Origin of the sequence: Actinacidiphila sp. DG2A-62 (genome assembly GCF_035825295.1) — a bacterium.
Classification (GTDB): Bacteria; Actinomycetota; Actinomycetes; order Streptomycetales; family Streptomycetaceae; genus Actinacidiphila.
In genome coordinates this window covers 8,158,728-8,173,506 of sequence record NZ_JAYMGI010000002.1, presented here as the reverse complement: position 1 = coordinate 8,173,506, position 14,779 = coordinate 8,158,728, and the positions used below count along the sequence as shown (strand labels likewise).

13 protein-coding genes and 2 pseudogenes are annotated in these 14,779 nt (G+C 75.3%); 6 read left to right on the top strand and 9 right to left on the bottom strand.

The annotated features are described in order from the left end of the window. Window positions 1–14: 14 nt before the first annotated feature. A complete protein-coding gene (locus VSR01_RS35905) occupies window positions 15–908 on the bottom strand; it encodes a Gfo/Idh/MocA family protein (protein WP_326453989.1) in 894 nt (297 codons plus the stop codon). 182 nt (window positions 909–1,090) lie between these two features. On the opposite strand from VSR01_RS35905, the gene VSR01_RS35900 reads away from it, so the two are divergent. Next, window positions 1,091–1,534: a hypothetical protein gene (locus VSR01_RS35900; RefSeq protein ID WP_326453146.1), complete on the top strand. Its 444-nt coding sequence runs from the start codon at window positions 1,091–1,093 to the stop codon at window positions 1,532–1,534. Between the two features lie 85 nt (window positions 1,535–1,619). Here the strand turns inward: VSR01_RS35900 and ung are convergent. The 5 genes and pseudogenes from ung to VSR01_RS35875 all read right to left on the bottom strand — a co-directional run bounded on the left by ung (window position 1,620) and on the right by VSR01_RS35875 (window position 5,381). Continuing rightward, a pseudogene (ung, locus tag VSR01_RS35895) lies at window positions 1,620–2,296 on the bottom strand (uracil-DNA glycosylase). A 130-nt stretch (window positions 2,297–2,426) separates the two neighbouring features. Next, window positions 2,427–3,185, bottom strand: coding sequence for an SDR family oxidoreductase (locus VSR01_RS35890; protein WP_326453145.1), 759 nt, complete (start codon window positions 3,183–3,185; stop codon window positions 2,427–2,429). 65 nt (window positions 3,186–3,250) lie between these two features. Next, complete coding sequence (fabG, locus tag VSR01_RS35885; protein ID WP_326453144.1) at window positions 3,251–4,012, bottom strand: 3-oxoacyl-ACP reductase FabG; 762 nt, start codon at window positions 4,010–4,012, stop codon at window positions 3,251–3,253. Between the two features lie 140 nt (window positions 4,013–4,152). Next, entirely contained in the window at window positions 4,153–4,587 is a 435-nt protein-coding gene (locus VSR01_RS35880) for a DUF3037 domain-containing protein (RefSeq protein WP_326453143.1), read from the bottom strand. Next, entirely contained in the window at window positions 4,533–5,381 is an 849-nt protein-coding gene (locus VSR01_RS35875; RefSeq protein WP_326453142.1) for a HipA family kinase, read from the bottom strand. The genes VSR01_RS35880 and VSR01_RS35875 overlap by 55 nt, the downstream gene beginning before the upstream one ends. Before the next feature lie 31 nt (window positions 5,382–5,412). Here VSR01_RS35875 and VSR01_RS35870 point away from each other — a divergent pair, with 31 nt between their 5' ends. After that, window positions 5,413–7,770: a S9 family peptidase gene (locus VSR01_RS35870; protein WP_326453141.1), complete on the top strand. Its 2,358-nt coding sequence runs from the start codon at window positions 5,413–5,415 to the stop codon at window positions 7,768–7,770. Window positions 7,771–7,855: 85 nt separating this feature from the next. After that, window positions 7,856–8,377 (top strand): Rieske (2Fe-2S) protein, encoded by a 522-nt coding sequence (locus VSR01_RS35865; protein ID WP_326453140.1) that lies wholly within the window; start codon window positions 7,856–7,858, stop codon window positions 8,375–8,377. Between the two features lie 95 nt (window positions 8,378–8,472). Here VSR01_RS35865 and VSR01_RS35860 read toward each other — a convergent pair whose 3' ends face one another. Beyond that, window positions 8,473–9,378: a LysR family transcriptional regulator gene (locus tag VSR01_RS35860; RefSeq protein ID WP_326453139.1), complete on the bottom strand. Its 906-nt coding sequence runs from the start codon at window positions 9,376–9,378 to the stop codon at window positions 8,473–8,475. 72 nt (window positions 9,379–9,450) lie between these two features. Here VSR01_RS35860 and VSR01_RS35855 point away from each other — a divergent pair, with 72 nt between their 5' ends. Further along, entirely contained in the window at window positions 9,451–10,611 is a 1,161-nt protein-coding gene (locus VSR01_RS35855) for a DMT family transporter (RefSeq protein ID WP_326453138.1), read from the top strand. Here VSR01_RS35855 and VSR01_RS35850 read toward each other — a convergent pair. Then, window positions 10,602–11,933: an aminotransferase class I/II-fold pyridoxal phosphate-dependent enzyme gene (locus VSR01_RS35850; protein ID WP_326453137.1), complete on the bottom strand. Its 1,332-nt coding sequence runs from the start codon at window positions 11,931–11,933 to the stop codon at window positions 10,602–10,604. The two genes, VSR01_RS35855 and VSR01_RS35850, sit on opposite strands and share 10 nt — an antisense overlap. Before the next feature lie 35 nt (window positions 11,934–11,968). Between VSR01_RS35850 and VSR01_RS35845 the strand changes: the two genes are divergently transcribed. Then, the gene (locus VSR01_RS35845; protein ID WP_326453136.1) at window positions 11,969–12,643 is read left to right on the top strand and encodes a pyridoxamine 5'-phosphate oxidase family protein; all 675 of its coding nucleotides are present in this window, start codon (window positions 11,969–11,971) and stop codon (window positions 12,641–12,643) included. A gap of 17 nt (window positions 12,644–12,660) precedes the next feature. Then, complete coding sequence (locus VSR01_RS35840) at window positions 12,661–13,317, top strand: FMN-binding negative transcriptional regulator (RefSeq protein ID WP_326453135.1); 657 nt, start codon at window positions 12,661–12,663, stop codon at window positions 13,315–13,317. Window positions 13,318–13,412: 95 nt separating this feature from the next. On the opposite strand, the pseudogene VSR01_RS35835 reads toward VSR01_RS35840, so the two are convergent. Next, window positions 13,413–14,456: pseudogene (locus tag VSR01_RS35835) on the bottom strand (DMT family transporter); the annotation flags it as partial. Window positions 14,457–14,779 lie beyond the last annotated feature (323 nt).

Sequence of the window (14,779 nt, the reverse complement as noted above, 5' to 3'; positions counted from 1 at the left end):
CTCCTGCGGCCGCGTCAGGCCGCGAGGATCTCGGTGACGACCCGCTCGCACAGTTCGTGCGTGAGCAGCGCGTCCCGGCCGTCCAGCGGCCTGCCCTCGCGCACCGCGGCGAGGAACGCGAGGGTGATCTGCTCGATGCCCCGCTGCCGGGCCACCGGCACCCAGTCGCTGCGGCGGCGCACCGACGGCTGACCCTTGTGGTCGATCACCTCGGAGAGGTTGACCACCTGACGGCGGGAGTCGGCGCCGCTGACGTCGAGACTCTCCTCGGTGGAGCCGCTCATCCGGTTCATCGACCCGATCGCGGTGAAGCCGTCGCCCGACAGGTGCAGCACGACGTGGTGCAGCAGGCCGCGCTCCGTCCGCGCGGACACCCGCACCTGCGTCACCGGTCCCGGCGCGAGGAACCGCAGGGTGTCCACGACGTGCACGAAGTCGTCGAAGACCACGGCGCGCGGTTCGCCGGCCAGACCGACCCGGTTCTTCTGCATCAGGATCAGGTCGCGCGGGTGGTCCAGGCACTGCGCGTAGCCGGGCGCGTAGCGGCGGTTGAAGCCGACGGTGAGCGGCACGCCGCGCCCCTCGGCGAGCGTGACGACGCGGCGGGCGGCGGCCAGGTCGTAGGCGAGCGGCTTGTCCACGTAGACCGGGACGCCCGCCTCGATCAGTCGCTCGGCGATCTCCACGTGGTGCTCGGTGGGCGCGTGCACGAAGGCCGCGTCCAGGTCCTGGTCGAGCAGCGCGTCGAGGGTGGTGTGGCGGTGCGGCAGCCGGTACGCCTCACCGACCCGGTCCAGGGTGGCCGGGGTGCGGGTGTGCAGGTGCAGGTCGAGTCCGGGCTGCGCGGTGAGCACCGGCAGGTACGCCTTCCGCGCGATGTCGCCGAGTCCGATGACGCCGACCCTCAGCGGGGCGCTGCCCGGGACCATGCCGTGCTCCTCTTCCGACCGGTGTTCCGCCGTTCCGCCTGGCCGCACACCGTTTCCGCAGGTCGCGCGGCGCCGCCGTCACCGCAGCATACGGGGTCGGCGGCCATGTTCACTCCTGCGGGGAATTTCCGATCCGGCCCGGTTCCTGCACAGTTGGGCAGGTGCGCCGCTTCCCCGCGGCGGTGGTCCTGGCGGTGGCGGCGTGCGCCGCGGCCGGGTGCGCCACCGTCTCCCCCGACCCGCCGTCCGCGGTGCCGTCGGCCGCAGCGACCAGTGCTCCCGCTGCGGCCGACGGCGCCGACCACCTGGACGGCGTCCGGGAGGGGCCGGAGGTCCCACCGCCGCCGGTGCACCATGTGCTGGGGTTCACCGGGCCGGGGCCCGGCGCGGCGTCTCGTGCCGCGCCGTCCGCTCCGGTCGCGGTGCGTCCCGCCGCACCCCGTCGCGCCCGTGGCCGGGGGACGGTGCCGGACCGCACCCGTCCGGCCGGGTCCGCGCCGCCGGCGCACGCGCTGCCGGACGTGTGCACGCTCGGCGAGGCGTACGGCGGCTGGGGCGGCGGCAGCCAGGCGGCGCACATCTGCCGCCGGGCGTACGGCCGTTGAGCCCTGCCGGCCGCGCGAGACCGCCGGCATCGGGTGCACCCCGGTCGGCCTTCGCGAAGGCCCTTCGTGCCTTCCCGCGAGGTCCCTACGCCGTGGCGCCCAGGTCCGGGATGCGCCAGTCGACCGGGTCGTGTCCCTGCGCCTTGAGGGCCTCGTCGATCTGTCCGAAGGGCCTGCTGCCGAGGAAGAGCTTGGCCGACAGCGGGGACGGGTGGGCGCCCTGGACGACGGCGTGCCGGTCGGTGTCGATCAGCGGCAGCTTCTTCTTGGCGTAGTTGCCCCACAGCACGAAGACCGCGGGGTCGGGCCGGGCGGAGACCGCCCTGATCACCGCGTCGGTGAACTTCTCCCAGCCCTTGCCCTTGTGCGAGTTGGCCTCGCCCTCGCGGACCGTCAGCACCGCGTTGAGCAGCAGGACGCCCTGCTGGGCCCAGGGCATCAGATAGCCGTTGTCCGGCACCGGGTAGCCGAACTCGTCCCGCAGCTCCTTGAAGATGTTCCGCAGCGACGGCGGCGTCCTGACGCCCGGGCGCACCGAGAAGCACAGCCCGTGGCCCTGGCCCTCGCCGTGGTAGGGGTCCTGGCCGAGGACGAGCACCTTCACCCGGTCGAACGGCGTGGCCTCCAGGGCGGCGAACACCTCGTCCCGCGGGGGAAGACGCGGTGCTCGCGCCGCTCCGCCTCCACGAAGTCGGTGAGCTGCTGGAAGTAGGGCTTGTCCAACTCCCCGCCGAGGGCGGCCTGCCAGGAGTCGGGCAGCATGCTGGGCACGTCGGGAACCTCCGGTGAACGATCCGATGCTGCCTCAGAACCTAGCCCCACCCACTGACAACGCCCGAACGCCCAGGTCGCGGCGGGGTGCGCCGGGTCAGTGGCCGGCCTGCAGGACGGGTCAGTGACCGGCCTGCAGGAACAGGCCGCCGTCCAGCACCAGATTCTGCCCGGTCACCCAGGACGCCTGGTCGGAGAGCAGGAACGCGACCGCGCCGCCGACGTCCTCGGGCACGCCGAGCCGGCCGAGCGGGTACGTCGCCGCCACCTCCTCCTCGTGGCCCTCGTACAGCGCGGCGGCGAACTTCGTCTTGACCACCGCCGGCGCCACCGAGTTGACCCGCACGCCCGGCGCCATCTCGGCCGCGAGCTGCACGGTCAGGTTGACCATGGCGGCCTTGCTCATCCCGTAGGCGCCGATGAGCGGGGACGGCGCGAGGCCGGCGATGGAGGCGACGTTGACGATCGCGCCGCCGTTCTCCTTCTGCCACGCCTTCCAGGTCTGCTGGGCGAAGCCGAGCGCGGAGACGACGTTGATCTCGTAGACCTTGCGGGCCACGCCGAGGTCGAGGTCGGTGAGCAGCCCGTACACCGGGTTGGTGCCGGCGTTGTTGGCCAGGTAGTCGATGCGGCCGAACGCCTCCATGGCGCGTTCGACCGCGGCGACCCGGTGCGCCTCGTCGTGCGCCTTGCCGGCGACGCCGATCACCCGCTCGGGGCCGAGCTTCTCGACGGCCGCCTTGAGGGCGTCCTCGTTGCGGCCGGTGATGCAGACGCGGTCGCCGCGGGCGACGAGCGCCTCGGCGATGCCGTAGCCGATGCCGCGGCTGGCGCCGGTGACGAGGGCGGCGCGGCCGCTCTCCGGGGGGAGCTGGGTCATGGGTGCGGGACCTTCTGGACGGGCCGGTGCGGCGGCGGTGGACGGGCGGAGCAGGCGGGGCGGGGTCAGTCGAGCGGGCCGCCGGCCACGTACAGCACCTGGCCGGAGACGAAGCCGGCCTGCTCGCCGGTGAAGAAGGCGATCGCGTTGGCGATGTCGTCGGGGACGCCGACCCGCTGGACCGGGATCTGCGAGGCGGCCGCGGCCTTGAAGTCCTCGAAGGCCATGCCGACGCGCGCGGCGGTGGCGGCGGTCATGTCGGTGGCGATGAAGCCGGGCGCCACGGCGTTGGCGGTGACGCCGAACTTGCCCAGCTCGATGGCGAGGGTCTTGGTGAAGCCCTGCAGACCCGCCTTGGCGGCCGAGTAGTTGGCCTGGCCGCGGTTGCCCTGCGCGGAGGACGAGGAGAGGTTGACCACTCGGCCGAACCTCGCGTCCACCATGTGCTTCTGCACCGCGCGCGTCATCAGGAAGGCGCCGCGCAGGTGGACGGCCATCACCGTGTCCCAGTCGGCGGCGGACATCTTGAACAGCAGGTTGTCGCGGAGCACACCCGCGTTGTTCACCAGGACGGTGGGCGCGCCCAGCTCCTGCGCGACCCGCGCCACGGCGGCCTCGACCTGGGCCTCGTCGGAGACGTCCGCGCCGACGGCGAGCGCCCGGCCGCCGGCCGCGGTGATCGCCTCGACGGTCTCCTTGCAGGCGCCCTCGTCGAGGTCGAGCACGGCCACGGCGCGACCCTCCTCGGCCAGCCGCACCGCGGTGGCGGCGCCGATCCCGCGGGCGGCCCCGGTGACGATCGCGACGCGCTGCTCGGTGGTGGACATCTGTGTCTCCTCAAGCCCGGTGGTGGCCGGCCGCGTGCGCCTCCGCGCACATGAGCGACCGCTTAGTAGGTCTCGTGGTCGAAACCGTAGGAGGCCAGTGACCCACTGTCAACGCCACCACGGCGGATGTGGCGGACGCTTCAGCGGACCAGCAGCTCCAGCAGCCGGTCGGCCTCCTTGTCGGCGTCCTCGGTGAGCCCGGTGTGGATCGGTCCGGGCTGCACCACCGTGGAGCGCGGCGCGGTCAGCCAGCGGAACCGCCGCCCGGGGTCCTCGCCCTCGGCCTGCCCGGCCCGCGCGCCGCCCTCGCACACGCCCTGGTAGCCGCGGAGCGCGGCCCGCACGCCGACCACGTCGACGGTCGGGTCGAGGCAGCGCAGCCGGGCCTCGTCCAGGTGCACCCGGGCGCCGACGTAGCCCTGGGCGCGGCAGTACACGAGCACACCCGCGTTGATCATCTCGCCGCGCTCGATCCGCGGCACCACGCGCACCAGCGCGTACTCGAAGACGTCCCGCCCGCTCACCGCGCGCCCCTCCCGTCGGCGTCGCTCCTGCCCGCGTGCCCCTCCACCCATGGGCGCAGCCACTCCGGCGGCGGCTGCTTCTCGCGCACCGAGGGCGCCAGGGTGATCCGCTCGTGGACCCGCGGCGCGCGGGCGCCGAGCAGGTCGCGGTACGCGGCCCGCACGTCGTCGGGCGTGTCGAAGCCCGGCTCGTCGACCAGCCACTCGTCCGGCACCAGCGCGGTCACCTCGGTGAGCAGGTCCTCGGTGACCCGGGCCGCCAACTCCCCCGCCACCGCCGCCGGATCGGGCGAGAACCGGGTCAGCGCGTGGTCCGAGGCGTCGTACAGCCTGGCCGCGGCGGCGGGCGCGGACGGCCAGTTGTGGTGCCAGATGAGGGAGGCGCCGTGGTCGATGAGCCACAGGTCCCGGTGCCAGACCAGCATGTTGGGGTTGCGCCACGACCGGTCGACGTTGCCGATCAGCGCGTCGAACCAGACGACGCGGCTCGCCTCCTCGGCGTCCACCGGGAAGACCAGTGGATCGAACCCGAGGGAACCTGGTAGAAAGTCCATGCCCAGGTTGAGACCGCCGCTCGCCTTCAGCAGGTCCTGGATCTCCTGGTCGGGCTCGCCCAGCGCGATCACCGGGTCGAAGACGAACCGCACCAGCTCCGGCACCCGCAGGCCCAGCCGCCTGCCGAGCTCCCCCGCGATCACCTCGGCGACCAGCGCCTTGCGCCCCTGGGCCGCGCCGACGAACTTCACCACATAGGTGCCGAGGTCGTCCGCCTCGACCACGCCGGGCACCGAGCCGCCCTCGCGCAGCGGCGTCACGTACCGGATGCCGGTCACTTCTCTCACCATCCCCCCAGGCTATGCGGTGGAGACTGTCGCCATGGACAAGATCACTCCGCCCGCGGGGCCGCCCGCGCATCAGCCCCCCGGCCACACCACCGGCCGGCCCGCGGGCCGGCCGCCCCACCAGCCCGCCGACTCCGACGCCTTCCCCGCCCAGTACGCCCGCACCCGCCGCTTCAGCCTCGGGGCGCCGCGCGCCTTCACCCTCGCCCCCGACGGCTCCTTCGCGCTCTTCCTGCGCACCCGCGGCCCCGAGGACGCCACCGGCTGCCTGTGGCGCGCGGACGAGGCGGGCGAGCACCTGCTGCTCGACCCCGCCGCCCTCGACCGGGCGGCCGGCGAGATCCCGGAGGCCGAGCGGATACGGCGCGAGCGCGCCCGCGAGCACACGTCGGGGATCGTCGGGTACGCCACCGACGCGGCGGCCCGCGTGATCGTCCTGGCCCTCGACGGCGAGCTGTGGACGCTGGGCTGCGACGGCGGCGCGCCGCGCCGGGTGCGCACCGCGGGTCCGGTGGTCGACCCGCGTCCCGACCCGCTGGGCCGCCGCGTCGCGTACGTCACCGGCGGCGCGCTGCGCGTCGTCGAACTGGACGGGGGCGATACGGCCGGGGGCGGATCGGACGGCGGCGGATCGGACGGCGGCGAGGACCGGCTGCTGGCCGGCCCGGAGGGCCCCGAGGTGGTGTACGGCCTCGCCGAGCACGTCGCCTCGGAGTCGATGCACCGTCCCCGCGGCTACTGGTGGGCGCCGGACGGCGAGCGGCTGCTCGCGGCCCGCGTGGACACCTCCCCGGTGTCCCGCTGGTGGATCGCCGACCCGGCGGACCCGGCGCGCCCACCGCGCGCGGTGCCGTATCCCGCCGCGGGGACCGCCAACGCCGACGTCTCGCTGCACATCCTCGGCGTCGACGGGTCGCGGACCGAGGTCGCCTGGGACCGGGCCGCGTTCGAGTACCTCACCTCGGCCGCCTGGGACGCGCACGGCCCGCTGATCGGCGTGCAGAGCCGCGACCAGCGCACCCTGCGGGTGCTGGGGTGCGACCCCGACACCGGCGCCACCCATCTGCTGCACGAGCAGCGCGATCCCGCGTGGGTCGAACTGGTCCCCGGCACCCCGGCCCGTACCGCCTCCGGCGCGCTCGTGCACACCGTGGACGACGGCGCGACCCGGCGGCTGACGGTCGGCGGCGAGCCGGTGACGCCCGAGGGGCTCCAGGTGCGCGACGTCCTCTCGGTGGACGGCGCCTCGGTGCTGTTCGTCGCGAGCGACGAGCCGACCGAGGAGCACCTGTGGTCGTACGCGCCCCCGCACGGGGACGGCTCGGGGGTCGGAGCCGGGCCGGTGCGGCTCAGCGACGGGCCGGGCCTGCACGAGGGTCGGCGCGCCGGCGACACGCTGCTGCTGATCTCGCACACCGAGGACGGGGACGTCTTCCGGCTGTCCGCGGGCGGCCGCAGCCGCCCGATCGCCTCGCTGGCGGCGCGGCCCGCCGTGGTGCCCAGGCCCCTGTGGCTGCGGGCGGGCGAGTACGAGGTGCGCACGGCGTTGCTGTTGCCCTCCTGGTACCGGCTGCCCGGCAAGGAGGCGGGAGACTCGGGCGGGCGGGAACCGGAGGCGGAGGGTCGAGGTGCGCGGGTCCGGGAGACGTCGGACGGGCGGGACCCGGAGGGCGGGCCGCTGCCGCTGCCGGTGCTGATGGCGCCCTACGGCGGGCCCGCCCTCCAACTCGTGGTGCGCGCCAGGACCGCGCGGCTGTGCGAGGCGCAGTGGTTCGCCGAGCAGGGCTTCGCGGTGGTGGTGGCCGACGGGCGCGGCACGCCGGGACGCGGTCCCGAGTGGGACAAGTCCATCCACCTGGACTCGCTCGGCGGACCGGTCGAGGACCAGGTCACCGCGCTGCACGCCGCCGCGGAGCACCTGGCGGCGCGCGGCGGCCGGCTGGACCTGGGCCGGGTGGCCGTCCGGGGGTGGAGCTTCGGCGGCTCGCTGGCCACGATGGCGGTGCTGCGCCGGCCCGATGTCTTCCACGCGGCGATCTGCGGGGCCGGCCCGAGCGACCAGCGGTTGTACGACACGCACTGGCGCGAGCGCTTCCTCGGCCACCCTGACGAGGAGCCGGAGGCCTACCGCCGCTCGTCCCCCATCGAGGAGGCCGCGGCGCTGACCCGGCCGCTGCTGCTGGTGCACGGGATGGCCGACGACAACGTGGTCCCGGCGCACACCCTGCGGATGTCCGCGGCGCTGCTGGCCGCGGGACGGCCGCACCAGGTGCTGCCGCTGTCGCACGTCACCCATTCGCCGTCCGACCCCGTGGTGGTGGAGGGACTGTTGCGACACCAGTTGGACTTTTTGCGCGCGTCGTTGAACACCGCGGCGTCCCGGCCCGTATGAACGGTCACGCGTGACACCAGCACGCCACCGGGCGCACCGCCACCGTTCCGGCCGCCCGGTCCCAGCAGCGGACAGGATGCACCTCATGGCCGAAAACTCCGGATTCCCCGACTCCCCGACCCGTCGCGGCGTCGTGGCCGCCGCGGGTGGCGTGGGACTCGCCGCCGTGCTGGCGGCGTGCGGCTCGGACTCGGACTCGGACTCGGACTCGGACTCCAAGGCGGACTCCGGCGCGGACGCGACACCGAGCGGCTCCTCCTCGGACGCCGGTGCGACGCCCTCGGCGTCCGGGCCGACCGACGCCTCGGGCGGGGGCGGCGGCCAGGCGCTGGCGAAGACCACGGACATCCCCGTCGGCGGCGGCAAGGTCTTCGACGCCCAGAAGGTGGTCGTCACCCAACCGACCGCGGGGCAGTTCAAGGCGTTCTCGGCGGTCTGCACCCACATGGGCTGCTCGGTCTCCGGCGTCTCCGACGGCGTCATCGTCTGCCCGTGCCACGGCAGCAAGTTCCACGTCGCCGACGGCAGCGTGGCCAACGGCCCGGCGACCTCGCCGCTGCCCGCCAAGCAGGTCACCGTCTCCGGCGGCGAGATCACGCTGGCCTGAGCGGGCCGCTCCCGGGCGGCCCCCACGAGCGGAGGCCGCCCCGCCGGGCCCGGAAACCCGGCGGGGCGGTCTCCTCCGGCCCGGGCCCGTCGGAATCAGTCGCCGTAGCGGCCGGCCGATCGGCGCAGCGCGTCGACCGCCACCCGGATCGCCGGGCGGCGGTCGGCGTCCTCGCGCCAGACCGCGTAGACGTGCCGGCGCATGGTGTGCCGGACCGGCACGATGCGCACGCCCTCGGGCATCGGGTCGCGGCCGAGCCGCGGCATCACGGCGACCCCGAGGCCCGCGGCGACCAGGGCGAGCACCGTCGCGTGCTCCTCGGCGTGGTGCGAGATCCGCGGCTCGATGCCCTTGCCGCGCAGGGTGAACAGCAGCCACTCGTGGCAGAAGCCGCCGTCCGGCCAGGCGATCCAGTCGTCGTCCGCGAGTTCGTCCAGGTCGACGCCCGCGCTGTCCTGGAGTTGGTGGCCGGCCGGCAGCGCCACGTCCACGAGGTCGTCGAACAGGGGCGCCTTGGCCAGCCCGCCGGGCAGCGACAGCGGCTTGTTGTACCAGTCGAGGACCACCGCCAGGTCGATGTCGCCGCGGGCCAGCCGGGCGAGCTGGTCGTGCGGCTCCAGTTCGTGGACCACGGTGCGCAGTTGGGGGTGCTCGCGGCGCAGCTCGCGCAGCGCCTCGGGGAACAGGCCGCGGACCGCGGTGGGGAAGGCGCCGGCCCGCAGCTCGCCGACCGCGGCGCCGCGGTGCGCCTCCAGGTCGGCGTGGGCCAGTTCGACCAGGGAGAGTATCCGCTCGGCGTGGCCGGACAGCAGCCGGCCGGCGTCGGTGAGCCTGACCCCGCGGCCGCTCTTGGCCAGCAGCGACTGCCCGGTCTCGCGCTCCAGCTTGGCCATCTGCTGCGAGACCGCCGAGGTCGTCACACTGAGCACGTCGGCGGCGGCGCTGACCGAGCCGTAGGTGTCGATGGCGTGCAGGATGCGCAGGCGTTCCAGGCTCAACATGTTAGTGATTCTACATCGTGGATGTAAAAAAACTCGCTTGTTCTACGACGTCCCGGAGGCCATCGTGGGGGCATGAGCGCACCAGCCGAGAGCCGCCCCGCCGCAGCGGCGGCCGCATCCGACACCGATCCCGACCCATCCGCCGCGTCCGCGGCGTCCCCCGCGTCCCCCTCGCCCGCTGCGTCCTCTGCGTCCTCTGCGTCCTCGCCCTCGCCGTCCGCCGCGCGCGGGGCCGCCGGGCTCGGGCGCTTCGTGGACTGGCGCATCCGCTTCGTCGCGCTCGGCCTGGTGTGGGGCTTCAGCTTCCTGTTCATGAAGGTGGGGAATGAAGCCTTCGCGCCGCTTCAGGTCACGCTCGGGCGGATGGTGTTCGGGACGGCCGTGCTGGCGGTGGCGGTCGCGGTCACACGGGAGCGGCTGCCGCGCGGCGGGCGCACCTGGCTGCATCTGTTCGTCGCCGCGATACTGCTCAACTCGCTGCCGTTCTCGCTCTTCGCGACGGCCGAACAGACCATCCCGTCGATGCTCGCGGGGATGTGCAACGCCGCGACGCCGCTGTTCTCGATGCTGGTCTCGGTCGTCGCGCTCTCCGAGGACCGGCCGTCGCGGCAGCGCTTCGCCGGTGTCGGCATAGGCTTCATCGGCGTGCTCACCGTCCTCGGGGCCTGGCAGGGCTTCTCCGGGGAGGACCCCGGGGGCACGCTCATGGCGCTCACGGCGGCGGTCAGCTACGCGGTCGGCTGGGCCTATGTGCGCCGTACCCTGGCCGGCAACGGCGGCTCCCACCTGGCGATGTCCGCGGGGCAGTTGGGGATCGGCACCCTGCAACTGCTGGTGGTAACGCCCTTCTTCACCTCGCTGCCGCACTCCTACCCGGCCAGGTCGGTGCTGTCGGTGCTGGCACTCGGCGCGCTCGGCACGGGGCTGGCGTTCCTGGTGCAGTACGGCCTGGTCGCCGAGAAGGGCCCGACGATCGGCTCGATGGTCACGTATCTGATACCCATCGTCGCCACCGCTGCCGGCGTGCTGCTGCTCGGCGAGTCGCTGAGCTGGAACGAACCGGTGGGCGCCGTGGTGATCCTGTTCGGCGCGGCGCTCACCCAGCGCCGGCCCAGGTCGGGCGCCGCCGTGCGGGCGAGCGGCGTGGCCGGGTCCGACGCACCGACCGCGGCCGCGCGGGAGGACCGGGCGCCGCAGGCCGGAGCGCGGGAGACCGCCGAGGCTCAGGCGTAGCGCCCGGAGCCGGAGGGGCGCAGCGTCTTCGCGACGGCGTCGGCGAGGGGCGCGATGTCGTCGGCGCCGAGCGGGGAGACGGTGATCCGCAGACCGGGAGCCGAGCGCGCGCGGAAGCGGGCGCCGGGCGCCACCGCCCAGCCGCGCTGGAGCAGTCCGGCGACGGCGCCGGTCTCGTCGGACACCGGCACCCAGACGTTCATGCCGCTGCGCCCGTGGGCGACGACGCCGCGCTCGGCCAGGGCGGCCAGCAGGGCGTCGCGGCGCAGGTCGTACGAGCGGGCGGTGGCCTCGGTGTCGACGGCGCCGGTGCGCCACAGGTGGAGGACGGCGCGCTGGAGGAGGTGGCTGACCCAGCCGGCGCCGAGCCGGTGCCGGCCGCGCACCCGGTCGACGGTCACGGCGTCGCCGGTGTACACGGCGAGCCGCAGGTCGGGGCCGTACGCCTTGGCGGTCGAACGCACCAGCGCCCAGTGGTCGGTGGCGCCGGACAGGCAGTGCAGCGGGAGGGAGGTCAGGCCGTGCACATGGTCGTCGTCGATGACGAGCACGGAGGGGTGGTCGGCGAGCAGGTCCCGCAGGCGTGCGGCGCGGGCCGCGGACAGCGCGGCGCCGGTGGGGTTCTGGCCCCGGTCGGTGACCACGAGCGCGCGGGCCCCGACCTCCAGCGCACCGGCGACGTCCTCGGCCATCGGCCCCTCGTCGTCCACGCCGACGGGGACCACCCGCAGGCCGAGCGCCGGCGCGAGGTCGTGGACGCTGCCCCAGCCGGGGTCCTCGACGGCGACCGCGTCGCCCGGGCGCAGGTGCGCGGTGAGGACGCGTTCCATCGCGTCGAGGGAGCCCGAGGCGAGGCCGATCGGGCCGGCGGGCACGCCGTCGGCGTCGAAGGCGGCGCGGGCCGCGGCGGCCAGTTCCGCGTCGGTCACCGGGCCGCCGTAGAGGGCGGGCGCCGCCGCGTGGTGGGCGGCGGCCGCGGCGAGCGCCTCGGCGAGCGGCGGCAGCAGGGCGGTGTCGGGGTTGCCGGTGGACACGTCCCGCGTGCCGGGCGGGAGGTCGATGCGCAGGGCGTCGCGCGGCGCCGTCGCCGGGCGGGTCCGCACCCTGCTGCCGCGGCGTCCGGCCGTCTCGATGACGCCGCGGTCGCGCAGCAGGCGGTAGGCGGCGGCGACGGTGTTGGGGTTGACGTCGAGTTCGCGCGCCAACTCCCGCAGCGGCGGCAGCGCTTGACCCGGGCGCAGCGCGCCCGCGCCGACGGCGCCCTCGATGTCCGCGGCGATACCCGATGCGCCCCGACCGGTGATCCGATATGCTCCTAGCACAAAGTTCATTATGCACTAGTTCAAAGGATGGCGCCATGGAGACCACGGCCCCGCCGTACCCGCAGACCGGGCGGAACGTGCCGACCCGCGCGCGCGAGCGTGCGGCGTACGACCGCGCCACGGTGCACGCCATCCTCGACGGCGGCTATGTGTGCCACCTCGGCTATGTCCGCGACGGCGCCCCGGTGGTGCTGCCGACGCTCTACGCCCGCTCCGGCGAGACGCTCTATCTGCACGGGTCGACGGGCTCGCGGCCGCTGCGGGGGGCCGATCCCGGGGTCGCGGTGTGCGTGACGGTGACCCATGTGGACGGCCTGGTGCTGGCCCGGTCGGCGTTCCACCACTCGATCAACTACCGCTCGGTGGTGGTGCAGGGCACCGCCTACCAGGTCACCGACCCGCGGGAGAAGGCGGCGGCGCTCGACGTCCTGGTCGACCACGTGGTGCCCGGCCGGGCCGCGGACTCCCGGCCGGCGAACGCCAAGGAGCTCGCGGCCACCGCGGTGCTCCGGCTGGAGCTCGCCGAGGTGTCCGCGAAGCTGCGCACCGGCGGGCCCAACGACGAGCCGGAGGACGCGCAACTCCCCCACTGGTCCGGCGTGATCCCGGTGGCCACCGGCTACGGCGCGCCGATACCCGCCGCCGACCAGGCCGCCGAGACGCCCCTGCCCGACTACCTGAAGCCGGGCGCGCCGCGCGGCGCCGCCTGACCGGCCGCGGAGGGACCGTGCTCATCCACCCCTGGGACGCGCCGGCCGAGGACGCCGAGTGGCGCACCTGGCTCGCCGCCCACGACTTCGGCCAGCTGGCCGTCAACGGGCTCGACGGCGAACCCCCGTTCGTGCAGCCCGTCCACGTCGCGTACGCCACCGGGCCCGGCGCGTACGGCGAGGCGCTGCTGCACCTGGCCCGCCCCAACCCGCTGTGGCGGGCGCTGGCGGCGGCTCCCCGGGTCACCCTGAGCGTGGTCGACGACTACGCGTACATCCCCGGCCCCTGGCACGCGCCGGTCGGCGCGCCGCCCGAGCACGGCACGCCGACCAGCTACTACGCCGCGGTCCAACTGGTGGGCGTGGCGCACGTCCTGGATGACCCGGAGGAGAAGGCGGAGCTGCTGCGCCGCCGACTCGACCACTTCCAGCCGGACGGCGGCACGGCGCGGCCGGCGGTGGGCGAGGAGCCGTTCGGCCGCATGCTCTCGGGCATCCGCGGCGTGCGGATCGAGGTGACGGAGGTGCGCGCCAAGTTCACGTACGGCGGCAACAAGGCGCGGGAGGTCCAGCGCCGCGTCACCGGGCTGCTCGCCCGCCGCGACGGGCCGCGCGACCGCGCCGCCCGCGCGCAGCAGGTGCGCCGCCTCGCCGCGGCCGACCGGGAGCCGTGACAGGCGGCTCCCCCATGGACGGACGGGTCGCTACCGGGTGTGGGCAGCGGCCCGTCCTTCGTCACCCGCCGCCGGCCCGAGGCGGCCGATGCCGGCGCCACGGCCGGCGCTGTCGGCGTCGCCCTCGCGCCGGCCGCCTCCTGGAGGGCCAGTGCGGTCACCGCGGCCAGCAGGATCGCCGTGCCCACACAGGTGGCGGCGCCGAGGTGCTCGCCGAGGAGGGCGACGGCGAGGACCGCGGCCGAGACGGGCTCGATGAGGGCGATCACCGAGACGGTCGCGGCCCGCAGCACCGCGGCGCCCGCGAAGTACAGGCCGTACGCCACGGCGGTGGGCACCGAGGCGAGGTAGCCGAGCAGCACCAGCGTGCGGCCGAGCCCGGCGGCGTGCGGCAGCAGCCCCTCGCCGAGGGCCGCGGGCAGCAGCAGGACCGCGCAGATCCCGAACGACCACAGCGAGGTGTCCAGCGGGTCGGCGGCGACGCCGCGGCTGCCGTACCACCGGGTGAGCAGGGTGATGCCCGCGTACCCGGCGGCCGAGAGCACGGCGAGGGCGACGCCGGCCGGCCGGACCGCCGCGTGGCCGCCGCCGAGGACCAGCACGCCGAGCCCGGCCATCGCCCCGCCGACCGCCGCGACGCCGCCGCGGCCGAGGCGTTCGCCCATCGTCAGCCGCGCGATCAGGGCGATCATCACCGGTCCCGAGCCGAGCGTCACCACCGTCGCGACGGCGAGGCCGGTCACCTGGACCGCGCAGAAGTACGCCGCCTGGAAGAGCGTCAGCCCCGCGCCGGTCGTGAGGATGCGGACCGCGGCGCCACGGACGTCCGTCCGGCGCGGGCGCGAGGCGGCGAGCGGCACGGCGGTCGGCGAGGCGGTCGGGACGGCGAGCGGGGTGGCGAGCGGCGTGGGACGCGCCGCTCGGCGCGCGGCACGCGCGCCCACGCCGCCACCGGCACCGCCACCGGCACCGGCACCGGCACCGGCACGCAGGGAGCGCCGCGTCAGACGGACGGCGAGCAGCAGCACGAAGCCGCCGGCCGCGCGCCAGAAGGTGAGGCCGAACGGTCCGAGGCCGCTGCCCCGGTAGAGCAGCGCGGCCGCGGCGCCCGCGGTACCCCAGGCGGTGGCCGCGAACATGACGTAGAGCAGGCCGCGTACGGCGGTCGGCGCCGGATCGGCGGGGACGGAGGCATGACGGATCTTCGTGAGGGACACGAGAGTTCTCCCGCGAGGAGGTGAGCGATGGACACATCACCGTCTGCGGGCAGCACTCACCGCCGGGTGCGCCCTCGCCGTACGACGAGCCGGCGCCCTTCCCGGGCCGGGACCTCTGCGGTCGCGTCTGCGCGCGCCGCCCGCCTCAGCGGGCCGGCGGCGGAAGAACCATCGACGTCATGCGGGCCACCCTAGCGCCCCGCACGGCCCGCGCGCTGCCCCGCGGGCCCCACCCGCCGGACGCA